This window comes from Polynucleobacter sp. JS-JIR-II-b4, from assembly GCF_018687815.1.
In the GTDB taxonomy this organism is placed as follows: Bacteria; Pseudomonadota; Gammaproteobacteria; order Burkholderiales; family Burkholderiaceae; genus Polynucleobacter.
Genome location: NZ_CP061306.1, coordinates 1,890,492 through 1,910,752, shown reverse-complemented (window position 1 = coordinate 1,910,752; position 20,261 = coordinate 1,890,492). Strand labels below are relative to the sequence as shown.

The window sequence follows — 20,261 nt, the reverse complement described above, 5'->3', positions numbered from 1 at the left end:
CCTAGAATTGTGGGATGGATCAAAAAGAGCAACGACCTCGCAAGCTGGTATGGCCACTACAGGCTATGCCATTGGCGAGGGCTATGAGCTTAAGCTACGCGCTTTTGATCATCTATGTGAGCCTAAACCCCTTTGACTTTGATTTTCAGAATGGGATCTCTGCTTGGGCTTGGTTGGACGCCCCTTTGCCCCGTTTTATGACGCTATTTGATGTATCAGTCAATATCTTGGCTTACATTCCATTTGGATTTTTGGTGATGTTTGCTGCCTACCCCCGTTGGCGTAACTATGTAGCCCTTGGAATTGCCCTTAGCTTGAGTGCTGCCCTGGCGCTAGGTGTAGAAACTTTGCAATCTTGGTTACCTACACGCATACCGAGTCAGATGGATTGGTGGGCCAATATATTAGGAGGATTGTTAGGGGGCTTATTAGCGATTCCTTTGGGGCCGCAATGGCTCTCTGGAAGTGCAATTCGTCGGCGTTTTGATCAATGGTTTGGCCTCAACTGGGCGGCTTGCGCCTTGTTCTTATTATTTCCTTGGTCACAAATTTATCCACAAAGCTCTTGGCTTGGCACGGGAGTATGGGGGCATGCCATATTTGGCTCAGTTGATTGGGGTACTGTGGTGATTAATCAGCTCATTCAAGAAACGGTTATTACCTCCTTGTGCTGGCTTGGGGTGGCCTTGCTGCTCTCTCTGGGGTTACGCGCGAAAGCCCCCCAGTGGCGTATTCTCAATGGACTGCTTGGTCTAACGGTGATGGTGAAGACTTTATTTACCGCACTTCAATTTGGCGCCGAGTTTAGTTTGATCTGGCTTACAGATGGAGCTCTCTGGGGGATGGTCATAGGCAGCATTTTATTAAGATGGACCTTAAAGCTAAAGCAAATGACAAAGTTTTGGTTAGCTTTGATTTGCTTGCTCGGCACCACAATAGCGGTCAATGTTTTGCCTGACAATCCGTACTTTATTCTGACGCTCAGACACTGGTATCAAGGGCGTCTATTGCACTTTAATGAACTGATGCAGTGGGTTTCCGTAGTATGGTTACCTCTGGCACTGATTTGGATGGTTCGAAGTGCCGTGGAATTTAAACCGAAACATTGATGAATATAATTTTTCTATGAGTTTTTCACACCACCTATTTTTTTGCCTCAATCAGCGTGCCAATGGTGAAGATTGTTGCGATCAACACAATGCTTTTGCCTTGTTTGACTATGCCAAGAAGAGAGTAAAAGACCTTGGTCTTGCGGGTCCAGGAAAAATTCGAGTGAATAAGGCGGGATGCTTGGACCGCTGTGCTGACGGCCCAGTCATGGTTGTTTACCCAGACGGTGTTTGGTACACCATGGTTGATGTGGATGATGTTGAAGAAATTATTCAGTCTCATTTGATCGCAGGGCGTCCAGTAGAGCGCTTGCAATTAGCCTAGCCATTACAGAGAGTTGAAAGTTTTTTATGAATAGCCGTACAAAAGTAATTCAGATTGAAGGCATTGTCGGATCAATGGAAATGTCTATTGATCTGCCGGATGAATTAAAAAATGATCCTGCATTTGCTGTGCGTGGCTTGGCCCTTGTGGCGCATCCTCATCCTTTGATGGGTGGCACGATGGATAACAAGGTGGCTCAAACTATGGCGCGCGCTTTTAACCAATTGGGTTACGTCAGCGTGCGCCCAAACTTTCGCGGTGTAGGTGGAACTGAGGGTGTTCATGATGATGGCGTTGGTGAGTTAGAAGACTTGCTACATGTAACCGATTGGATGCGAACACCATCAAGTTGGAGTCAATTTGAATCGACTGCGAATCATTCCTGGACAGGAGAGGCGAATACCCTGCCGCTAGTCGTCTCCGGTTTTTCTTTTGGAAGCTTTGTTGGCAGTCACCTGGTGCAAAGGCTTTCAGAATTGGGCCGTCCAGCTGAGCGCCTAGTGATGGTGGGTAGCGCCGCAGGCAAATGGACTCTGGCTCCAGTGCCCGCGGATACGATTTTGATTCATGGGGAACTGGATGAAACCATTCCCTTGCTTGATGTTTTAGATTGGGCGCGTCCGCAAGAGTTGACTGTGCAAGTGGTGCCTGGCGCAGATCACTTTTTCCATCGCCGCTTGCATTGCATTCGCAACATCATTACTGGCGCGTGGTTAGGTATGCCAGATCATCGTAAGTAATTAGAAATAGAAAGACTATATGGCCGAAGAAAAATCATTAATCGAGTACCCATCATTATTTCCAATCAAGGTCATGGGTAAAGCAAATCCAGAATATCTTCCAGCGATAGTGCATATTGCCAAACAATTTGATCCTACGTTTGATGAGAGTAAGGTCGAGCAGCGTCCTTCTAAGGATGGAAATTACCTCGGCATTACTTTGCCAATTACTGCGACTAGTCGTGAGCAGTTGGATGAGTTGTACAGAACCTTGTCCACCCATCCATTGGTTAGTGTTGTTCTGTAATTGAATTCATGTCCGCTTTAGTAAAACAACTGGGTTTAGCAGATTACGCCCCTACGTATGAGGCAATGAAATTCTTTACTAAAGAGCGCACTAGTGAAACGCCCGATGAAATTTGGGTCTTAGAGCATCCTCCGGTTTTCACTTTAGGTTTGGCGGGCGATGCGGGTAACTTGCATTCACCCAGCAATCAAATTCCACTCGTGCAAGTAGATCGAGGTGGAGAGATTACGTATCACGGGCCAGGCCAAATCGTGGTTTATCTTTTGCTAGATCTAAAGCGCCTAGGGATCTTTGTAAAAGAATTAGTCTCTCGTATAGAGCAAGCGCTGATAGATACGCTGGCAGATTTTGGGATTAAGGCTGAAAGGCATCCGGGAGCTCCGGGAATTTATGTCTCAGGGCAATCTGGGGTGCCTTCAGAGTGGATTGGTGCCAAGGTGGCTGCCTTGGGCCTCAAAGTCTCCAAAAGCTGCTCCTATCATGGCCTAGCCCTGAATGTTGCTACCGATTTAGAGGCCTTTCAGCGTATCCACCCCTGTGGGTATGAGGGTTTAAAGACAGTCGACATGCAAACCCTTGGGATCAAGGACAATATAGACACTATTAGCCAAAGGCTTTTGCAGCATTTACAAAAGCAACTGATGCCATCATGACCACAAATAAGCCTGACAACAAGACACCTATCGAGGCGCGCCAAGACCTCAATTACGACGCATCACGTAAACAAAAATCAAGCGAGAAAACTGCGCGCATTCCGATCAAAATCATTCCTTTGACAGAGGTATTGAAAAAGCCTGACTGGATTCGGGTGAAGGCGGCCTCTAATAATTCTCGCTTTTCTGAAATCAAAAAGATTTTGCGCGAGAACGAGTTAGTGACTGTTTGTGAAGAAGCCAGCTGCCCCAATATTGGGGAATGTTTTGGTAAAGGGACTGCCACATTCATGATCATGGGTGACAAGTGCACTCGTCGTTGTCCGTTCTGTGACGTAGGCCATGGCAGACCAGATCCTCTTGATGAAAAAGAGCCTGCTAATTTAGCGCGCACTATTGCCGCTCTCAAACTGAACTATGTGGTGATTACAAGCGTAGATCGTGATGATCTTCGTGATGGTGGCGCAATGCACTATGTTGACTGTATTTCTCAATCACGCGGACTCTCCCCAAATACCCGTATTGAAGTATTGGTACCAGATTTCCGTGGTCGTCTAGATAAAGCGTTAGATATTTTTGCTGAGCATGCGCCTAGTGGTTTGCCTGATGTGATGAATCACAACCTCGAAACAGTGCCACGTTTATACAAACAGGCTAGACCGGGTGCAGATTATTTGCATTCTTTAAAGCTCTTGAAGGATTTTAAAGAGCGCTTTCCTCATGTCCCAACCAAAAGCGGCTTAATGGTGGGTCTTGGTGAAACAGATGAAGAGATTTTGGAAGTCATGCGTGATATGCGTGAGCACAATATCGACATGCTTACTATTGGTCAGTATCTTGCCCCGTCAGGGCATCATCTACCTGTTACGCGTTACGTTCATCCCGACGTCTTTAAGATGTTTGAGGAAAAGGCGTATGAAATGGGCTTCTCTCATGCGGCTGTAGGCGCTATGGTGCGCTCAAGCTATCACGCCGATCAACAGGCGCACGGAGCTGGGGTTGTTTAGAGGGATATTTAAAGCCGCCACCCTACTAGCGACTTTCATTTTTCTGATTGCATGCAGCCCTAAATTAGATTGGCGTACAGTCCAAGCGCCGCAAGAAAGATATACCGCTTTATTTCCTGGCAAACCAGACAAATTAGAGCGCCGCATTCCTTATCTTGATCAAGAACTTTTACAGACACTGGAAGCGGTAAAAATTGATGATGATATTTACTCGGTCAGCACCATTCAATTGCTGGCCAATCAAAGTACCTCACTAAATAAGTTACTTTCGCAATTACAGGCTAACTTAATCGATAGGGCAAAAGGATCTGGTGGCGACGTCACTGTTGAGGATGCTTTTTATAAAACAGCAGATCGACAGCGTTTACCGATTAAAGATTATTTTTTGGATTTGAAATCCAGCGGTAAATCGCAGCAACTCATGCGCGTTCGTTGGATTAATCGAGTAGGCCCAACTGGAGATACTTGGATTTATCAGATTTCTGTCCTGCATGCCAATGCAGGAAATGAGAATGCGAAAACTTTTTTATCCGCAGAAGAGTACGAAAACTTCTTTAGTGATTTTTCTCCAGAGTAGTCTGAAGAGAAGATCATTTAATTATTGTTTTTCTAGCGCGGCAACTTTAGCTTCAAGCGCTTCTAGCTTTTCACGTGTCTTAGCAAGTACTTTGCTTTGAAGATCAAACTCTTCGCGCGTTACTAAATCCATTTTCTGGAATCCTTGATTCATCATGGCGCGTACATTCTTTTCAATTTCTTGAGCTGGCGAGTTGCGAATGGCATCACCAACTTTGTTCTGCATATCGTTAGCGATACGTTGGATTTGTTCGAGGATTTCGCCTGGTTTTTGCATGATGAGGGTTCGCAGTTCTATTGAGAGTTGCAGAAAAGATACACATTCGTATTTTAAGTTGTATGCGTAAAACTGCCCAAAAAGGGGTTAAAACCCAAAAAATGCCCCATATTCACTCATTCGGTGCAATATTTGGCACCAAAAATGGGCATTTGCCTTATTTGGGGGATTTGTGACAAAGCCATGAACCCCCGGGGATTCAATATCACCCCATGCAATAAGCATTCAACCCATTTTTTTATTACAACCAGTAAGGAGTAGTTCATGAAAACTTTGCAAAAGACAGCAATCTCTGCAGCAGCAGTAGCTTTGTTGGCAGGCCTTTCAACTGTAGCATTCGCGGCTGATGAGCCAGCAGCGGCTGAAGTTAGCCCAATCACTGCTAACGTAACTGTTGCAAGCAACTATATCTATCGTGGCTTGACACAAACTAATAACAAGCCAGCAATTCAAGGTGGCTTTGATTACGCTCATGAGAGCGGTTTTTACATTGGTAACTGGAACTCTTCTATTACTTGGATTAGCGATAGTTATCCTGGTGCCGGCCAAGGCGGTCATTCTGTTTCTGCTCCTGTTGAGATGGACTTCTACGCTGGCTTTAAGAAAGAGTTTATTGGCGAAGGTTTTGCAACCGACATCGGTGTATTGCAGTACTACTACCCAACTTCAGGAATGCCATCAAGCCAATCTAATGCTTGGGTTGCCGCTAACCCAGCATCACGTCAAGCTTCTGGTACAACGCCTAATACAACTGAGTTATACGCTGCACAAAACTTCACTTTTGGGCCTGTAACTGGTTTCGGAAAAGTCTCTTATGCTGTAACAACTTTGTTTGGACTGCAACAGTCTTCAGGTGCTCTTTATCCTGACTTGACAGCAAACTATGACACTGGTTTCTATGGAATTACTGTTAATGCACACGTTGGTTATCAGTATGTACCGAATAATATTGTTACTACATCTGCAATCGCTGGAGCTGGTAACGGTGGAACATGGAATGCTAGCTATGCTGACTGGAAACTTGGTTTAACTAAAGACTTCGGCGGCGGCTTGTCAGGCACTGCTTACTACACAGGTACAAGCGCGCAGAAGGTTGGCAATACGTATGTTTACTCAACACCTAACGGTGGCAATGCTGGACGCGGTAACGCAGTTGTAGCTTTGACAAAAACTTTCTAATTTCCACTCTGAACGGAGAAACACATGAAATTAATTACCGCAATCATCAAGCCCTTCAAGCTTGACGAAGTGCGCGAAGCTCTCTCGGAAGTGGGAGTTTCGGGCATTACCGTCACTGAAGTTAAAGGCTTTGGTCGTCAAAAAGGTCACACCGAGTTGTATCGTGGTGCTGAGTATGTTGTCGACTTTTTACCTAAAGTAAAAATTGAAGCTGCTGTTGAAGATGGCATCTTGGAGCGTGCGATTGAAGCAATTGAAAAATCAGCACGTACTGGCAAGATTGGTGATGGCAAGATTTTTGTCTCTCCAGTTGAGCACGTCATTCGTATTCGTACCGGTGAAACCGGCGCATCAGCACTTTAAAGAGAGGTTCAAAAATGTTAACTTGGATGAAACGACTCGTTGCTGGTGGTGCTATGGCTTTGGCCATTGGTGCTACTGGTGTAATGGTTACTTCGCCAGCGCATGCTGATGAAGTTAAAAAACCAGCTGTAACAGCTCCAGCTGCTACTCCTGCTGCTGCAGAACCTGCTCCTGTTCTTTGCTCTGAAAAGTGCAATAAAGCAGATACTGCTTGGATGATGGTCTGTACAGCATTAGTGCTGTTGATGACTCTTCCTGGCTTGGCGTTGTTCTACGGCGGTTTGACACGTAGCAAGAACATCTTGTCTATCTGTATGCAATGTTTCATGGTCTTCTCTTTGATTTCAGTGCTATGGGCGATTTATGGCTATAGCTTTGCATTCACGGAAGGCGGAGCATTCATCGGCGGACTAGATCGACTCTTCTTGGCTGGTATGAATCCAGACTCAGTAGCAGCAACCTTTAGTAAGGGTGTTGTGATTCCTGAGTATGTATTTATGGCTTTCCAAGCAGTGTTCGCAACTATCACTTGCTGCTTGATCATTGGCTCTTTTGCTGAGCGCGCTAAGTTCTCTGCAATCTTGGTATTCATGGTGATTTGGTTCACTTTGAGCTACCTGCCAATCGCTCACATGGTTTGGTTCTGGCCTGGTCCAGATGACATCAAAGATGCTGCATCACTCGAAGCAATTACTGCTCGTGCTGGTTGGTTGTGGCAAAAAGGTGTTCTCGACTTTGCTGGTGGTACCGTTGTGCATATTAATGCTGCGATCGCTGGTTTGGTTGGTTCCTTTGTAATCGGCAAGCGTTTGGGCTACGGCAAAGAAGCAATGAAGCCACATAACTTAGTTTATGTAATGGCTGGTGCTGCTCTCTTGTGGTTTGGCTGGTTTGGTTTCAATGCTGGTTCAGCTCTTGAAGCAAACGGTAGTGCTGCCTTGGCATTCGTGAATACTTATTTAGCTACTGCTGCTGCTGTATTGGGCTGGTCAGTTGCTGAGTGGGTTCTCAAAGGTAAGCCATCTATGTTGGGCGCTGCATCCGGTTGCGTAGCAGGTTTAGTTGCAATTACTCCTGCAGCTGGATTTGCTGGCCCAATGGGTTCAATCATTATTGGCCTAGTTGCTGGTGTAGTTTGTCTCTGGGGTGTTACTGGTCTCAAGAAGATTTTGGGCTCAGACGACAGCTTGGACGTGTTTGGTGTTCACGGCGTAGGCGGTATTACTGGTGCATTGTTGACCGGTGTATTTGCTGACCCAGCATTAGGCGGCTCTGGTATTTGGGATTATGTGGCTAACGCTGTTGCTCCTGATTACTCAATTGCTAGCCAATTGTGGATCCAAGCTCAAGGCGTAATTACCACTGTAATTTGGTCTGGCGTAGTTTCTTTCGTAGCCTTCAAATTGATCGATATCGTGATTGGTTTGCGCGTTAAGGAAGAAGAAGAGCGCGAAGGCTTGGATATCAGCTCACACGGTGAGACTGCTTACGAGTCTTAATCAGTAGATTTACCCCTCACTGGGCGGCCCTGGTTGGCTGCCTAGTTTTAAGCGCGGGATCCTCGGATCCCGCGTCTTTCTTTTAATAATCTTACAATGGTGGAATGGTTCCACATCTCATTACTGCACTCACCGGCCCTTTGCTCGAATTAGAGTCAAAGGTTCTAGAAGCGACCCCAACCATTGAGCGTTGGTTCAGGCTGGAATGGCAAGAACATACCCCGCCTTTTTACTGTTCTGTCGATTTACGCAATTCTGGCTTTAAGTTAGCTCCAGTTGATACCAATCTTTTCCCTGGAGGGTTTAATAACCTTTCGCCGCAGATGTTGCCGCTTGCTGTTCAAGCTGCCATGGCTGCCATTGAGAAGATTTGCCCTGAGGCCAAAAACTTATTGCTGATACCAGAACGACATACACGCAATACTTTCTATTTGCAGAATATTGCGCGCTTGTCTTCGATTTTGCGTCAAGCCGGATTGAATGTTCGGCTGGGTACTTTCTCCGAAGAAATTAAGAAGCCAACCTGGATTGATTTGCCTGATGGCAATCGCTTGTTGATGGAGCCCCTTGCTCGACTTGGCCTCAAGAAACAACGCCTAGGTTTAAAAGATTTTGATCCTTGCTCGATCCTATTGAATAACGACTTATCCGCAGGCATTCCTCCGATTCTGGAGAATATCTATGAGCAGTACTTGCTGCCAGGCTTGCATGCTGGCTGGCATGTGCGTCGTAAATCTAATCACTTTGCTGCCTATGAAGAGGTGGCAAAGAAATTTGCCAAAGTCGTTGATATCGATCCATGGATGATCAACCCTTACTTTACTAGTTGCTCCAATATTAATTTTCACGAGCGTAAGGGCGAAGACGAACTTCAAACTGCTGTAGAGCAAGTCTTGAAAAAGACTGCCAAGAAGTACCGTGAATACGGTATTAAAGAGAAACCTTATGTCGTAGTAAAAGCTGATGCTGGCACTTATGGCATGGGCGTGATGGTAGTCAATGATCCCGCGCAGTTAAAGGGCTTGAATCGTAAGGACCGCAATAAGATGAGTGTGGTTAAGGAAGGCCTTGAGGTCAGCGATGTATTGATTCAGGAGGGTGTTTATACCTTTGAGAAGGTCAATGAAGCGGTTGCTGAACCGGTGGTGTATATGATCGATCGTTATGTCATTGGCGGCTTCTATCGCGTTCATACTGACCGTGGACCAGATGAGAACCTGAATGCTCCAGGTATGCACTTTGTGCCTCTAGCTTTTGAGCAAAACTCAATGCCTGATCTAGGGGCTAAGCCAGGTAGCGCTGCTCCAAATCGCTTCTATCTGTATGGTGTGGTTGCTCGCTTAGCGCTGCTTGCTGCATCATTGGAGCTAGAGCGTACTGATCCCAATGCTGAAGCTGCATAAATAAATCACTAATCTCTCAATAGAAATAATGAACCTTCTTTTTATTGCAGACCCCCTTGAATCTTTTAAGATTCAAAAAGATTCCACGCTCGCAATGATGCGAGCAGCGCAAGAGGCGGGGCACCACTTGTGGTTTTGTCAAAGTCGTAATGTGTTGTGGAGAGATGATTTTGTGGTGGCTGATTGCCAGTCTTTGGTCATTAAGCCCAGCTCCACCAACTGGTTTGAGTTGGGTGAGATTGAGTCTCGAACACTCAAATCTTTTTCCGCTGTGCTCATGCGCACAGATCCTCCTTTCGATATTGAATACCTCAATACCACTTGGTTGTTATCGGCCGCAGTACGTCAGGGCGCGAAAGTATTTAACGAGCCAAGCGCTGTTCGAGATCATTCAGAAAAACTATCTATTACAGAGTTTCCAGAACTGATTCCGCCTACCTTAGTCACGCGTGAATTGGCTGCAGTAGAGCGTTTTCATCAGGAACATCACGATATCGTGATTAAACCGTTAGACGGCATGGGCGGCATGGGTGTATTTAGGGTTGGGGCTGATGGACTCAATCTTGCGAGCATCGTAGAAACGCTTGGTGAGAATGGTGCAAGAACCCTGATGGTTCAACGCTTTCTGCCAGAAATTGCCCAGGGTGACAAACGGGTGCTTTTAATTGGCGGAGAGGTAGTGCCATTTGCGCTAGCTCGCATTCCGCAGGGTAGCGAAATTCGGGGTAACTTAGCCGCCGGTGGTAAAGGCGTAGCGATGCCCTTAACCGAGGCCGAAAAAAGAATCGCTGAAAAATTAGCTCCTGTTTTAAATCAGCGTGGATTATTCTTAGTTGGGTTGGATTTAATTGGTGGTTATCTCACTGAAATTAATGTGACGAGCCCGACTTGTTTTGTTGAAATTACTGACCAAAGCAGCTTTAATGTTGCGCAATTTTGGTTGGCAGCACTAGAGAAAGCATTGGCATAAATATGACTGGAATTGTCATCGTTGCTCATACACCGGTTGCCAGCGCAATGCTGGGGTTTGCTGAGCATACTTTTGGTGTATTGCCTGAGCGTGTTCGAGCAGTGGATATCCCTCCTCATGAAGATACCAAGGCAAGCTTTGATCGCGTGATGAAGGCTGCTTATGGTGTGAATACAGGCAACGGCGTCTTAATCCTGACAGATGTTATGGGTGCAACTCCTGCTAATGTGGCCTCAAAGTTAGAGGCCTTGGGTCCTTTATCGGGATTGAATGCGCCTGTCATCGTGTTGGCAGGATTAAATCTACCTATGCTGATGCGTTGCATTTCTCATCGTGGAGAAAATCTGGAAGATTTGGCGCAAAAAGCCCTTGCTGGTGGACAGAATGGCATCTTGCGCTTAGGTACAAAAGTAAATCAAGAATAAATAAGGGCCAGCACACTATGCCTTCGGCAGAAATCGAAATCATCAATAAATTAGGTCTGCATGCTCGCGCATCTGCCAAGTTGTCTCAGTTAGCCGCTCAGTTTCCTTGTGAAATATTTCTGTCACGTAATGGGCGTCAAATTAATGCGAAGAGCATTATGGGTGTGATGATGTTGGCGGCTGGTATTGGCAGTACTGTGACCCTTGAGACTGTGGGCGAAAAAGCAGATGAAGCCATGCAGGCACTCACTGCGTTAATTAATGACCGATTTGGTGAGGGTGAGTAAATAGCATGACTTTTGCATTGCATGGAATTCCAGTATCGAAAGGCATTGCCATTGGCAAGGCGGTACTGATTTCTCGCGCAGCATTAGAAGTAAGTCATCACCTGATTGAAGCTGGCAAAGAAGAGGTTGAAGCACAAAAGCTATTGAATGCATTTGATCAGGTTCGTTTAGAGCTTGAACAATTGCGCCAGGGTTTGCCAAAAGATGCGCCGCAAGAGATGGCGGCATTCTTAGACGTGCACGGCATGATATTAGCGGACCCAGCATTGGCTGAGAAGCCCATTAAACTCATTCGCACGCAACGATTAAATGCAGCATGGGCCTTAACTACTGAGTTGAATGATCTGTTGGAGCAATTTGCAGATATTGAGGATGCGTATTTAAAGGAACGCGCCAACGATATTCGTCAGGTTGCTGAACGCGTGATTAAGGCATTAAATGCCCAGAAAAAAGATCCATTAAACGATGCCAATTTTTTGCCAACCAGCGATATCGGTGTTGAGTCCATCATCGTTGCCCACGATATTGCTCCGCACGACATGCTGCGTTTTAAAGAGCATGCTTTTACCGGATTCGTAACGGATCTGGGGGGCAAAACCTCTCATACAGCTATCGTGGCGCGCAGCATGGAAATACCTGCGGTAGTTGGTGTTCGCCACGCGAGCGAAATGATTCGCCATGGCGATTGGTTGGTGCTAGATGGCGATCGAGGAGTTGTAGTAGTTGCCCCAGATGAGCAGCTGCTAGCCGAATATCGCAAACTACAAACTCAGGTGCTCAAAGAAGCTCGTAAGCTCCAACAGTTAAAGCATGCAAAAACAGAAACAGCCGACCGTGTTGAGATTGAGTTGTTTGCCAATATTGAATTGCCAGAAGATGCTATTCAGGCGGTGAAGTTGGGTGCGGTAGGGGTTGGTTTATTCCGCTCTGAATTTTTATTCATGGACCGTAAACAGGCTTTACCAGATGAAGAGCAGCAATATCAAGAATATCGTCGCGTAGTCGATTTAATGCATGGCTTACCTGTCAACATCAGAACTATTGATGTTGGTGCAGATAAGGCGTTGGGCGGCGGTGGCGATATTTCTCAAACAGGCACATCACCATTGGGCTTGCGGGCAATCCGCTGGTCTTTAACAGAGCCAGAAATCTTTTTAACGCAGCTCAGAGCAATCTTGCGTGCATCAGCCCATGGTCAAGCGCGCATCATGATTCCGATGTTGGCGCATGCTAAAGAGATTGATGAAACATTTAGACTGATTGAAAAAGCCAAACAACAATTGCATCAGCGTGGCAAAGCATTTAATCCGAATATTCAAGTTGGCGCGATGATTGAGATTCCGGCTGCTGCTTTAGTCTTGCCTTTGTTTATTAATCGATTCGATTTTCTTTCTATTGGAACGAATGATTTAATTCAGTACACCTTGGCAATTGATCGCGCGGATCATGCTGTTGCGCATTTGTATGACCCCCTGCATCCAGCAATATTGAATTTATTGGCAAATATCATTGAGCAGGCTAAACGTGCAAATGTGCCTGTGGCTGTTTGTGGTGAGATGGCCGGTGATCCTGCATTAACCAAGTTACTGCTTGCCTTGGGTTTAACCGATTTCTCAATGCACTTCAGCCAGTTATTGCTGGTTAAGCGGGAAATTCTTCAGGCTAATGTAGGTTTATTAAAAGCCCGCGTTGCTAGGGTCTTGAAGGCGTATGAGCCCGAAGAGCAGGCAAAGGCTTTAGAGCGACTACTGTCTTAATGATTTTGTGCGTTGCCTAGTGGGCTGAGCCGCATACCGAGCAATCAGCATTACGGCTAATGCGGATTTCATCGATTTGGGTCGTGCGCCCATTCCAAAGCAACATACGCCCCACCAAGGACTCTCCAAAACCGATTAATACCTGTAGGGCTTGAGCAGCTTGCATGGCTCCAATGATTCCTACTAGAGGCGAGAAGATGCCCATACTGGAGCAACTGACTTCCTCAAACTCTTCATCGGGAGAGAAGATGCAGGCATAACATGGGGAGCTGGAATTTCGTGCATCAAAGACGCTCACTTGACCATCAAACTTAAGGGCTGAGCCTGAAACCAGCGGAGTTTGATGTTTAACGCAGGCAGTATTAATTAGGTGCCGGGTTGAAAAGTTATCCGTGCAATCTAAAACAACATCAACACTTGGCAATAACTCATCGAGCAGAGATGCTGTAGCTTTAGCTTGAATAGTCTCAATCTGAATGCTGGAGTTTAGGCGTTGCAGAAATTCTTTCCCTGACGCCACTTTGCTTTTTCCAATGCTACTTTCGGTGTGCATGATTTGGCGCTGCAAATTGGTGAGTTCTACCTCATCGTGATCCACCAAGGTGATATGGCCAACTCCTGCTGCCGCTAGATAAGGCGAAGCTGCGCTTCCTAAGCCGCCAGCACCGATTAACAATACGTGTGAGTGGAGTAGCTTCTCTTGGCCGGCAACATCAATCTCATCAAGCAGCAAGTGCCTGGAGTATCGAAGTAACTGCTCGTCATTCATATACCGGCCGCAGAGATTAAAAGATTATTCGAGCTTGGATGAAGAGCGCTTCACAGGCTGGCCATTAATAAAGGCTACTGCCTGAGAAAGCATGAAGTCATCTGCACTGCCTAGCTCAGGCGGTTTCTTATTTTTATCCTTCTCTTTTTCTTCAGGAGTCTTCTTGGCATTTTTCTCTTCAATGCGCTGTAACTCTTCAAGGCGACGTTGCTCTCGATCTTTAATCAACTTATCTTCGGCAGATTGCTTATTGCGGAGATGTTTCTCGCTATCGATCTCGCGAGTGATTAATACATCATCAGGATCGCCATCTTTATTTTGATCAACTGGAATATCTGGCTTAACGCCAAAAGCCTGAATCGACTTGCCGCTAGGGGTGTAGTAATAAGCAGTAGTAATCTTCAGTGCTGAGTCATTGGTAAGAGGGCGAACGGTTTGTACTGAGCCCTTACCAAAGGTCGTTTTTCCAATAATGGTTGCGCGTTTGTAGTCTTGGAGTGCGCCAGCCACAATCTCTGATGCGGAAGCGGAATAAGCATTTACCAAGACCACCATAGGCAATTTCTTAAATATTGCTGGAACGCCGGCCAAAGGGTCGCCAGACTCATTTAGGCGGTACATCGCTGGTGTTGCATTAAAGATCTGTTTTGAATCTGGAGACTGGCCTTTGGTGGAGACAATGACTGCATCAGCAGGCAAGAATGCTGCAGCCACACCTACGGCTCCTTGCAATAGACCGCCGCCATTGTTGCGCAGGTCAAGAATGATGCCTTTGAGCTTTGGATCTTGATTGGCGATGTCCGTCAATTTCTTAGCAAGATCAGGAACGGTACGTTCTTGAAAGCTAGTGATGCGTACCCAAGCAATATCGTTATCTAGAATTTTTGTTTTGACTGATTGAACTTTAATCTCTGCGCGAGTGATCGTTACTGGAAAGCTACGCTCTTCACTCTTACGAAATACTGTCAACGTAATTTTGGTTCCAGGAGTGCCGCGCATAGTACGCACCGCTTTATCTAAAGACATGCCGCGTACGGGTTTGTCATCAAGACGGGTAATGAGGTCTCCAGCTTGAAGGCCTGCACGTGCAGCAGGACTATCTTCAATTGGATTGAGTACTTTAACTACACCATCTTCAGAAGTGATTTCAATGCCGAGTCCAGCAAACTTTCCAGAGGTCATCTCTTGCATTTCTGCAAAATCTTTTTTATCTAAGAAAGTGGAATGCGGATCCAGACTACTCACCATTCCTTTAACGGCATCTGTTAATAGTTGCTTATCTTCGATAGGCTCAACATATTCGCGCTTAATTTGCGCAAACACATTGGAGAGCGTGCGCAGTTCATCAAGCGGCAGCTGGGCGCTTTGCTGGGCGGTCGCGGAGAGCTGGATCGTGGCTGCTACGCCGGCGATAAGGCCAACGGCTATCAGGGCGAAATTCTTTAGAAATTGGCGCATATCTCTTTTGCTTTAATCCAAATAAAAGTGTTGAATAGGTTTGAGGTTGTCATCTAACTCATAAACAAGTGGCACACCATTAGGTACGTTCACTTCCATGATCGCTTCATCAGACATTTGATCTAAGTACTTAATGAGCGAGCGAATGCTATTGCCGTGTGCCACTAGTAATACGCGTTTACCAGCCTTTAGTGCGGGTGCAATCGATTCATTCCACAAGGGTAATACTCGCTCAACGTTATCTTTTAAGCACTCGCCCAAAGGAATGTCGGAAGGATTGAGCTTTGAGTAACGGAGATCATTTTTAGGATGACGTTCATCATCATGCTCAAGTAGCGGTGGACGTACGTCATAGGAGCGACGCCAAATATGAACTTGTTCATCGCCATATTTAGTTGCTGTTTCAGCTTTATTCAATCCGGTGAGCGCGCCATAGTGACGTTCATTTAAACGCCAGCTATGAACAACAGGGAGCCACATCAAATCCATGGCATCTTGAACGTGCCAAAGGGTGCGAATGGCACGCCTTAAAACGGAGGTATAGGCGATATCAAATTCATAACCTGCTTTTTTGAGGTTTGTGCCTGCTGCAATGGCCTGTTCTGCGCCTTTAGGGGTTAAGTCGACGTCCGCCCAGCCAGTGAAGCGGTTTTCAAGGTTCCAGGCGGATTCGCCATGACGAATAAGGACAAGTTGTTTCATAGAGCCATTCTATAATCCGGTGATGAACTTTCTCACGCAAATTGATAATTTAGCGCTTATTGCCCTGCTGTTGGTTTCAGGCATAGCGCTTTTCCTACCCTCATTATCTACGCTTATTGGCGGAAAAGGCTTATCGCCTACCGAAGCGACGATTTGGATTAATCGACGCAAAGCCTATGTCTTGGACCTGCGCTCGGAAGAGGCCTTTAAATCGGGTCATTTACCTGGCGCCAAATTCGCTAATGCTGCTGGTTTAACGGCAGCGATTGAAAAGCTCAAGCTAGACCGTAAACACCCAGTAGTCTTGGTTTGTGAAACTGGCTCCCAGTCACGCAAACTCGTGGCCGAAGCTCAAAAGCTGGGCTTTGCTGAAGTAGGCGCCTTAGATGGTGGTGTGCAGGCTTGGAAAGCGGCAGCCCTGCCTTTAGTGAAATAAGGAAAAATCGATGCCTCCAGTAACAATGTATAGCACCCAAGTTTGCCCTTACTGCGTCATGGCAGAAAAGTTACTGACTAAAAAAGGCGTTGCTAATCTAGAAAAGATTTTGATTGATCGTGATCCGGCCCAGCGCGAAGTAATGATGACACGTACTGGCCGCCGCACTGTTCCACAAATCTATATTGGTGACACGCATGTTGGTGGTTATGACGACTTAGTGGCATTGGATCGTGCTGGAAAGCTTGATCCCTTATTGGCTCAATAGATTAAACATACAAAGAAAGTTAGCAATGACTGAAAAAACCCCAGCACCTCAAGCAAGTGCCGATCAAGCTAAAGAACCTGGATTTCGTATTCAGAGAATTTACTTAAAAGATGTATCTCTTGAGCAACCAAATGCTCCGCAGATTTTGTTGGTTGCGTCTGAGCCACAAGTGCAGGTTGAGATTGATATCTCCGTTGCACCCTTAAGTGAAGGCATCTTTGAGGTGGCCCTCAGTTCGACCGTGACTGCGAAAGTCGACACCAAAGTTCTGTTCTTGGTAGAAGCAAAACAAGCCGGCATCTTTGAATTTAGTAACATTCCGGTTGAGCAAATTGATCCCATGCTTGGTATTGCTTGCCCAACGATTTTGTACCCGTATTTGCGTTCAAATATTGCCGACATTATTAGTCGCGCAGGCTTCCAGCCAATTCATTTGAATGAGATTAATTTCCACGGCATGTACGAACATCGTTTGATGCAAGCTCAACAAGAAGCTGCTGCTAAGGATGGCGCTGCCGCTGAGAGCAAGCCTCACTAAGCTCAACGAGCGAGCCCACAGATCATGAAGGTGACACTGCTTGGTGCTGGCGCCTGGGGAACGGCGATGGCTGCACAAGCAGCTCGCTTTCTCCAAGGGGGTGATGTTGTTTTATGGTCTCGTAGTAAACAACAGTTAAAAGAAATCGAAGAGAGCGCTGAAAATCGCGCTTATCTTTCAGGGATTCAGTTACCTAAAGGTCTCAAGTTTGAGAGCAACTTTTCTACTGCTATCAAAAGGCTTTCTAGCGATGATTTATTGGTCATTGCTACACCAATGTCAGGGCTTTCGGAAACAATCGCCCAAGCATTAAAAATTGCTGAGCACCCACTCAATATTATTTGGCTCTGCAAAGGGCTTGAGCCGAATACCGCCTTATTGCCCCACCAGGTAGTAGAGCGTGAGAGCAAGATGCATTCTCATGGAATAACGCATTCGTATGGTGCCTTATCCGGCCCGAGCTTTGCACGTGAGGTTGGTGCGGGTATGCCTTGCGCTTTAACTGTTGCTAGCAAATCTCCTAAGTTATGTGAAGCAGTGCAAACCGCTTTCCATCACGGCAATATGCGTGTGTATTCAAGTGATGATTTGATTGGTGTGGAGTTAGGCGGCGCTATTAAGAATGTCTTGGCGATTGCTGCAGGTATTGGTGATGGCTTAGATTTGGGTTTGAACGCACGCGCTGCAGTTCTCACACGCGGTTTAGCAGAGATGATGCGCATTGTGAAGGCTGCCGGTGGCAAATCTGAAACTTGTATGGGCTTAACTGGTGTTGGAGATTTAATCTTGACTGCCACTGGTGACCTTTCTCGCAATCGTCGCGTTGGTCTTGAGCTTGCTGCTGGCAAGTCGCTACCTGAGGTTCTTGCAAATCTTGGTCACGTTGCCGAGGGTGTGCTTTGTGCGGAGGCGGTTGGCGATTTGGCAAAACGCCTAGGGGTTGAGATGCCGATTACTTCGATGATGGGTGAAGTGCTCTCTGGAAAGTTGAAGCCGCATGATGCCGTTAAAAAGCTTATGGGGCGCGATCCTAAAATCGAATCGTAAGTACAGCAGCTGAATCGGTTTTTACTGACCGCCTGCAAGGCCATTCTGGCGCCAAGCTTCATACACTACGATTGCAACAGTATTTGATAAATTCAGACTGCGACTGCTATCTTGCATCGCTAGGCGCATACGATTCTCAATCGGAATGGAGTCCCTGACTTCATCTGTAATGCCTTTAGTTTCAGAGCCAAATACAAAGTAATCATCTGGCGCGTATTTGCCTACATGAAACTTTCCCGAGCCCTTAGTGGTCAATGCAAAGAGATGCTGAGGATCGGGTTGCTCATCTTTTAAAAACTGTGACCAATTTTTGTGGACTTTGACTCGTGCAAACTCGTGATAGTCCAAGCCTGCTCTACGCAACTTAGCGTCTTCCATCGGAAACCCAAGCGGCTCAATTAAATGTAGCTTTGCTCCGGTATTGGCACACAAACGAATAATGTTGCCCGTGTTGGGTGGGATTTCTGGTTCGAATAAAACGATATTAAACATGTAGCACTCTTTAAATTGGTCGCGCAGCTCTCAGTACTACCCAATTAATGACGCGAGATACACCATTGTCCTTCAGAACGCGCGCAATTTCATTAAGAGTTGCGCCGCTTGTCATCACATCGTCAAACACAATTACAGTCTTGTGAGCTAGCCGCTGAATGTAGTGCTCTTCAACGTAAAACATTCCCTGAATGGCTAGTTGGCGATTGCTCAAGGTGCTGCCGGCCTGGTGCTCTGCATAATGATGGCGCTGCAGCACATAAGGCGATTTTTTAATATACCCCCCACACTGAATTCGTTTGGCAATTTCCCAACTTTGATTGAAACCACGCTGTGCTAACTTCTCAATACTGAGGGGCACTGGGAGCAAATAATCGGCAGAGATATCTTCAAGCTCCTTACTGAGAAGTAAGTTCCATGTTCTGCCAAGGGCATTAGCAAACGCAATGCGTTTTTGATACTTCAATTCATGTAGTGGAGTTTGTAACAATCCATCGTAGCGATCTAAACAATAAGTTTCATCAAAGTGGGGCTTCAAGGTTTGGCATTGCGTACAACGTTGCCCTGCAATTTCTGAAACCTGAAGTGTTATGCCACATTGGTAGCAGCATTGATAGTTCAATAAACCTTCATCGCGTAATTGATTGAGACAACAATCGCATAGAGATGATTGTTGGAACCCCTGACAAGCAATGCAGGCTGTTGGCAAAAGCTGCTCACAAATAGTTTGAAAAATGTTCTCTGGAAATCGCATGGGGCGCTGAGTATACTGAGCCAATGACCCAGCCCCTTAGATGGTTACAAGACGAAATTGCAGATCGCATGCTGCAGAAATTAGATATCGTTAAGCTTGATGTAAAAGACATCTTGGTGGTGCCTGATTTTGCTGGCAAGCATCTGGATGTACTTGCTAAACGCTATCCAAAGGCGCGTATTTTTAGCATCACCGAAAAAGGTGTTTCAGGATTTCAAATGTGGCGCGCTAAAGCGCTGAGTAATTGGCGGTCTTTATTTGCTATCAACTCTAGCCCCTTGGCAAGCTACGCCTCGTCTGGAAGATTTGATATTCCCGACAATTCGGTTGATTTAGTGTTTAGCGATCTTTTGCTGCACGATTTACCTGATCCAAAGCATTTTTTGCAGGAGTGTTGGCGTGTTCTGCGCGAGGGCGGCTTAATCACATTTAGCTATTTAGGGCCCGATACTGGAAAAGAGTTGCGCTCCTTGGATCTTTCGGAATTAAAGCTCAAGAATTTATTAAGCCCTTGGGATATGCACGATATGGGGGATGCCTTGCTTGGTGAGCGGTTTTCTGATCCTGTCATGGATATGGAGTACCTCACCTTGGATTATGAGAAGCCGGCCTTATTGCTGACAGATATGAGTGCGCTGAAATTGATGCATTCCACCTCTCCCAAAGCAATTGAAAAAGAGGTTTTGCCCCAAAAAATCACCTTAGAGGTGGTTTATGGGCATGCGTGGGCCCTCGGAAAGCACCTTGCAAAGGCGAAGGACAGCGTAGCCTATATTGATGCAAATCAAATTGTGCGCAAGACTAGGTCAGATTCTGCCTAAGTGTAAGTACTTACTATCATTTTAACCTCGACCAAGATTGGTTCAAGCTGGGTTATCCCGGTTTGTTCTTGTGCCTAATTAACCCTATAATCACGGCTGGATGTATTGGCTTGAGACCGT

Annotated in this window: 26 protein-coding genes; 20 read left to right on the top strand and 6 right to left on the bottom strand. The window is 46.1% G+C overall.

Going from position 1 to position 20,261, the window contains the following annotated elements; genetic code table 11:
- Positions 1–14: 14 nt before the first annotated feature.
- Genes ICV90_RS09690 through ICV90_RS09660 form a run of 7 tightly spaced genes read left to right on the top strand, consistent with a single transcriptional unit; the run spans position 15 to position 4,697 of the window.
- Positions 15–1,109, top strand: coding sequence for a VanZ family protein (locus ICV90_RS09690; protein ID WP_215358716.1), 1,095 nt, complete (start codon positions 15–17; stop codon positions 1,107–1,109).
- Between the two features lie 16 nt (positions 1,110–1,125).
- A complete protein-coding gene (locus tag ICV90_RS09685) occupies positions 1,126–1,434 on the top strand; it encodes a ferredoxin (RefSeq protein ID WP_215358715.1) in 309 nt (102 codons plus the stop codon).
- A 26-nt stretch (positions 1,435–1,460) separates the two neighbouring features.
- Positions 1,461–2,174, top strand: coding sequence for an alpha/beta hydrolase (locus ICV90_RS09680; RefSeq protein ID WP_215358714.1), 714 nt, complete (start codon positions 1,461–1,463; stop codon positions 2,172–2,174).
- Positions 2,175–2,193: 19 nt separating this feature from the next.
- Positions 2,194–2,460, top strand: coding sequence for a DUF493 family protein (locus ICV90_RS09675; RefSeq protein WP_072582654.1), 267 nt, complete (start codon positions 2,194–2,196; stop codon positions 2,458–2,460).
- Between the two features lie 8 nt (positions 2,461–2,468).
- Positions 2,469–3,113: a lipoyl(octanoyl) transferase LipB gene (gene lipB / locus ICV90_RS09670; RefSeq protein ID WP_215358713.1), complete on the top strand. Its 645-nt coding sequence runs from the start codon at positions 2,469–2,471 to the stop codon at positions 3,111–3,113.
- On the top strand, positions 3,110–4,120 hold the full coding sequence (gene lipA / locus ICV90_RS09665) for a lipoyl synthase (protein ID WP_215358712.1): 1,011 nt from the start codon (positions 3,110–3,112) through the stop codon (positions 4,118–4,120). Before lipB ends, lipA begins: the two co-directional genes overlap by 4 nt.
- On the top strand, positions 4,113–4,697 hold the full coding sequence (locus tag ICV90_RS09660) for a hypothetical protein (protein ID WP_251367728.1): 585 nt from the start codon (positions 4,113–4,115) through the stop codon (positions 4,695–4,697). Before lipA ends, ICV90_RS09660 begins: the two co-directional genes overlap by 8 nt.
- 21 nt (positions 4,698–4,718) lie before the next feature.
- Here ICV90_RS09660 and ICV90_RS09655 read toward each other — a convergent pair whose 3' ends face one another.
- The gene (locus ICV90_RS09655) at positions 4,719–4,973 is read right to left on the bottom strand and encodes an accessory factor UbiK family protein (protein ID WP_072582658.1); all 255 of its coding nucleotides are present in this window, start codon (positions 4,971–4,973) and stop codon (positions 4,719–4,721) included.
- Between the two features lie 264 nt (positions 4,974–5,237).
- Here ICV90_RS09655 and ICV90_RS09650 point away from each other — a divergent pair, with 264 nt between their 5' ends.
- The 8 genes from ICV90_RS09650 to ptsP all read left to right on the top strand — a co-directional run bounded on the left by ICV90_RS09650 (position 5,238) and on the right by ptsP (position 12,856).
- The gene (locus ICV90_RS09650; protein ID WP_215358711.1) at positions 5,238–6,152 is read left to right on the top strand and encodes a TorF family putative porin; all 915 of its coding nucleotides are present in this window, start codon (positions 5,238–5,240) and stop codon (positions 6,150–6,152) included.
- Between the two features lie 24 nt (positions 6,153–6,176).
- The gene (locus tag ICV90_RS09645; RefSeq protein WP_011903792.1) at positions 6,177–6,515 is read left to right on the top strand and encodes a P-II family nitrogen regulator; all 339 of its coding nucleotides are present in this window, start codon (positions 6,177–6,179) and stop codon (positions 6,513–6,515) included.
- Positions 6,516–6,529: 14 nt separating this feature from the next.
- Entirely contained in the window at positions 6,530–8,014 is a 1,485-nt protein-coding gene (locus ICV90_RS09640; protein ID WP_215358710.1) for an ammonium transporter, read from the top strand.
- A gap of 104 nt (positions 8,015–8,118) precedes the next feature.
- Entirely contained in the window at positions 8,119–9,417 is a 1,299-nt protein-coding gene (gshA, locus tag ICV90_RS09635; RefSeq protein ID WP_215358709.1) for a glutamate--cysteine ligase, read from the top strand.
- A gap of 28 nt (positions 9,418–9,445) precedes the next feature.
- The gene (gene gshB / locus ICV90_RS09630; RefSeq protein ID WP_215358708.1) at positions 9,446–10,387 is read left to right on the top strand and encodes a glutathione synthase; all 942 of its coding nucleotides are present in this window, start codon (positions 9,446–9,448) and stop codon (positions 10,385–10,387) included.
- Between the two features lie 2 nt (positions 10,388–10,389).
- Positions 10,390–10,812: a PTS sugar transporter subunit IIA gene (locus tag ICV90_RS09625; RefSeq protein ID WP_215358707.1), complete on the top strand. Its 423-nt coding sequence runs from the start codon at positions 10,390–10,392 to the stop codon at positions 10,810–10,812.
- A 17-nt stretch (positions 10,813–10,829) separates the two neighbouring features.
- Positions 10,830–11,099, top strand: coding sequence for an HPr family phosphocarrier protein (locus tag ICV90_RS09620; protein WP_215358706.1), 270 nt, complete (start codon positions 10,830–10,832; stop codon positions 11,097–11,099).
- Positions 11,100–11,104: 5 nt separating this feature from the next.
- On the top strand, positions 11,105–12,856 hold the full coding sequence (ptsP, locus tag ICV90_RS09615) for a phosphoenolpyruvate--protein phosphotransferase (RefSeq protein WP_215358705.1): 1,752 nt from the start codon (positions 11,105–11,107) through the stop codon (positions 12,854–12,856).
- A gap of 16 nt (positions 12,857–12,872) precedes the next feature.
- On the opposite strand, the gene ICV90_RS09610 is transcribed toward ptsP, so the two are convergent.
- From ICV90_RS09610 to gpmA, 3 genes are read right to left on the bottom strand one after another with little or no spacing between them, the layout of a single operon-like run.
- Positions 12,873–13,625 (bottom strand): HesA/MoeB/ThiF family protein, encoded by a 753-nt coding sequence (locus tag ICV90_RS09610; RefSeq protein WP_215358704.1) that lies wholly within the window; start codon positions 13,623–13,625, stop codon positions 12,873–12,875.
- 24 nt (positions 13,626–13,649) lie between these two features.
- Positions 13,650–15,083 (bottom strand): S41 family peptidase, encoded by a 1,434-nt coding sequence (locus ICV90_RS09605; RefSeq protein ID WP_215358703.1) that lies wholly within the window; start codon positions 15,081–15,083, stop codon positions 13,650–13,652.
- A 12-nt stretch (positions 15,084–15,095) separates the two neighbouring features.
- Positions 15,096–15,785: a 2,3-diphosphoglycerate-dependent phosphoglycerate mutase gene (gene gpmA, locus ICV90_RS09600; RefSeq protein WP_215358702.1), complete on the bottom strand. Its 690-nt coding sequence runs from the start codon at positions 15,783–15,785 to the stop codon at positions 15,096–15,098.
- A 22-nt stretch (positions 15,786–15,807) separates the two neighbouring features.
- On the opposite strand from gpmA, the gene ICV90_RS09595 reads away from it, so the two are divergent.
- From ICV90_RS09595 to ICV90_RS09580, 4 genes are read left to right on the top strand one after another with little or no spacing between them, the layout of a single operon-like run.
- Positions 15,808–16,221: a rhodanese-like domain-containing protein gene (locus ICV90_RS09595; RefSeq protein ID WP_215358701.1), complete on the top strand. Its 414-nt coding sequence runs from the start codon at positions 15,808–15,810 to the stop codon at positions 16,219–16,221.
- Between the two features lie 10 nt (positions 16,222–16,231).
- Positions 16,232–16,489: a glutaredoxin 3 gene (grxC, locus tag ICV90_RS09590; protein ID WP_215358700.1), complete on the top strand. Its 258-nt coding sequence runs from the start codon at positions 16,232–16,234 to the stop codon at positions 16,487–16,489.
- Between the two features lie 25 nt (positions 16,490–16,514).
- The gene (gene secB / locus ICV90_RS09585; protein WP_215358699.1) at positions 16,515–17,027 is read left to right on the top strand and encodes a protein-export chaperone SecB; all 513 of its coding nucleotides are present in this window, start codon (positions 16,515–16,517) and stop codon (positions 17,025–17,027) included.
- Positions 17,028–17,051: 24 nt separating this feature from the next.
- Positions 17,052–18,074: an NAD(P)H-dependent glycerol-3-phosphate dehydrogenase gene (locus tag ICV90_RS09580; RefSeq protein WP_215358698.1), complete on the top strand. Its 1,023-nt coding sequence runs from the start codon at positions 17,052–17,054 to the stop codon at positions 18,072–18,074.
- A 21-nt stretch (positions 18,075–18,095) separates the two neighbouring features.
- On the opposite strand, the gene trmL is transcribed toward ICV90_RS09580, so the two are convergent.
- On the bottom strand, positions 18,096–18,566 hold the full coding sequence (trmL, locus tag ICV90_RS09575) for a tRNA (uridine(34)/cytosine(34)/5-carboxymethylaminomethyluridine(34)-2'-O)-methyltransferase TrmL (protein ID WP_215358697.1): 471 nt from the start codon (positions 18,564–18,566) through the stop codon (positions 18,096–18,098).
- 10 nt (positions 18,567–18,576) lie between these two features.
- Positions 18,577–19,320: a ComF family protein gene (locus ICV90_RS09570; protein WP_215358696.1), complete on the bottom strand. Its 744-nt coding sequence runs from the start codon at positions 19,318–19,320 to the stop codon at positions 18,577–18,579.
- Between the two features lie 23 nt (positions 19,321–19,343).
- Here ICV90_RS09570 and ICV90_RS09565 point away from each other — a divergent pair, with 23 nt between their 5' ends.
- The gene (locus tag ICV90_RS09565) at positions 19,344–20,141 is read left to right on the top strand and encodes a methyltransferase domain-containing protein (protein WP_215358695.1); all 798 of its coding nucleotides are present in this window, start codon (positions 19,344–19,346) and stop codon (positions 20,139–20,141) included.
- Positions 20,142–20,261 lie beyond the last annotated feature (120 nt).

What these genes read in the sequence shown, in the direction of transcription:
- gpmA (WP_215358702.1), bottom strand. Translation starts at nt 15,785, where the DNA reads ATGAAACAACTTGTCCTTATTCGTCATGGCGAATCCGCCTGGAACCTT.
- ICV90_RS09595 (WP_215358701.1), top strand. Translation starts at nt 15,808, where the DNA reads ATGAACTTTCTCACGCAAATTGATAATTTAGCGCTTATTGCCCTGCTG.
- ICV90_RS09620 (WP_215358706.1), top strand. Translation starts at nt 10,830, where the DNA reads ATGCCTTCGGCAGAAATCGAAATCATCAATAAATTAGGTCTGCATGCT.
- ICV90_RS09680 (WP_215358714.1), top strand. Translation starts at nt 1,461, where the DNA reads ATGAATAGCCGTACAAAAGTAATTCAGATTGAAGGCATTGTCGGATCA.
- lipA (WP_215358712.1), top strand. Translation starts at nt 3,110, where the DNA reads ATGACCACAAATAAGCCTGACAACAAGACACCTATCGAGGCGCGCCAA.
- ICV90_RS09605 (WP_215358703.1), bottom strand. Translation starts at nt 15,083, where the DNA reads ATGCGCCAATTTCTAAAGAATTTCGCCCTGATAGCCGTTGGCCTTATC.
- gshA (WP_215358709.1), top strand. Translation starts at nt 8,119, where the DNA reads ATGGTTCCACATCTCATTACTGCACTCACCGGCCCTTTGCTCGAATTA.
- trmL (WP_215358697.1), bottom strand. Translation starts at nt 18,566, where the DNA reads ATGTTTAATATCGTTTTATTCGAACCAGAAATCCCACCCAACACGGGC.
- ICV90_RS09685 (WP_215358715.1), top strand. Translation starts at nt 1,126, where the DNA reads ATGAGTTTTTCACACCACCTATTTTTTTGCCTCAATCAGCGTGCCAAT.
- secB (WP_215358699.1), top strand. Translation starts at nt 16,515, where the DNA reads ATGACTGAAAAAACCCCAGCACCTCAAGCAAGTGCCGATCAAGCTAAA.
- ICV90_RS09650 (WP_215358711.1), top strand. Translation starts at nt 5,238, where the DNA reads ATGAAAACTTTGCAAAAGACAGCAATCTCTGCAGCAGCAGTAGCTTTG.
- ICV90_RS09675 (WP_072582654.1), top strand. Translation starts at nt 2,194, where the DNA reads ATGGCCGAAGAAAAATCATTAATCGAGTACCCATCATTATTTCCAATC.
- gshB (WP_215358708.1), top strand. Translation starts at nt 9,446, where the DNA reads ATGAACCTTCTTTTTATTGCAGACCCCCTTGAATCTTTTAAGATTCAA.
- grxC (WP_215358700.1), top strand. Translation starts at nt 16,232, where the DNA reads ATGCCTCCAGTAACAATGTATAGCACCCAAGTTTGCCCTTACTGCGTC.
- ICV90_RS09640 (WP_215358710.1), top strand. Translation starts at nt 6,530, where the DNA reads ATGTTAACTTGGATGAAACGACTCGTTGCTGGTGGTGCTATGGCTTTG.
- ICV90_RS09565 (WP_215358695.1), top strand. Translation starts at nt 19,344, where the DNA reads ATGACCCAGCCCCTTAGATGGTTACAAGACGAAATTGCAGATCGCATG.
- ICV90_RS09610 (WP_215358704.1), bottom strand. Translation starts at nt 13,625, where the DNA reads ATGAATGACGAGCAGTTACTTCGATACTCCAGGCACTTGCTGCTTGAT.
- ICV90_RS09625 (WP_215358707.1), top strand. Translation starts at nt 10,390, where the DNA reads ATGACTGGAATTGTCATCGTTGCTCATACACCGGTTGCCAGCGCAATG.
- ICV90_RS09690 (WP_215358716.1), top strand. Translation starts at nt 15, where the DNA reads ATGGATCAAAAAGAGCAACGACCTCGCAAGCTGGTATGGCCACTACAG.
- ICV90_RS09655 (WP_072582658.1), bottom strand. Translation starts at nt 4,973, where the DNA reads ATGCAAAAACCAGGCGAAATCCTCGAACAAATCCAACGTATCGCTAAC.
- ICV90_RS09645 (WP_011903792.1), top strand. Translation starts at nt 6,177, where the DNA reads ATGAAATTAATTACCGCAATCATCAAGCCCTTCAAGCTTGACGAAGTG.
- lipB (WP_215358713.1), top strand. Translation starts at nt 2,469, where the DNA reads ATGTCCGCTTTAGTAAAACAACTGGGTTTAGCAGATTACGCCCCTACG.
- ptsP (WP_215358705.1), top strand. Translation starts at nt 11,105, where the DNA reads ATGACTTTTGCATTGCATGGAATTCCAGTATCGAAAGGCATTGCCATT.
- ICV90_RS09580 (WP_215358698.1), top strand. Translation starts at nt 17,052, where the DNA reads ATGAAGGTGACACTGCTTGGTGCTGGCGCCTGGGGAACGGCGATGGCT.
- ICV90_RS09570 (WP_215358696.1), bottom strand. Translation starts at nt 19,320, where the DNA reads ATGCGATTTCCAGAGAACATTTTTCAAACTATTTGTGAGCAGCTTTTG.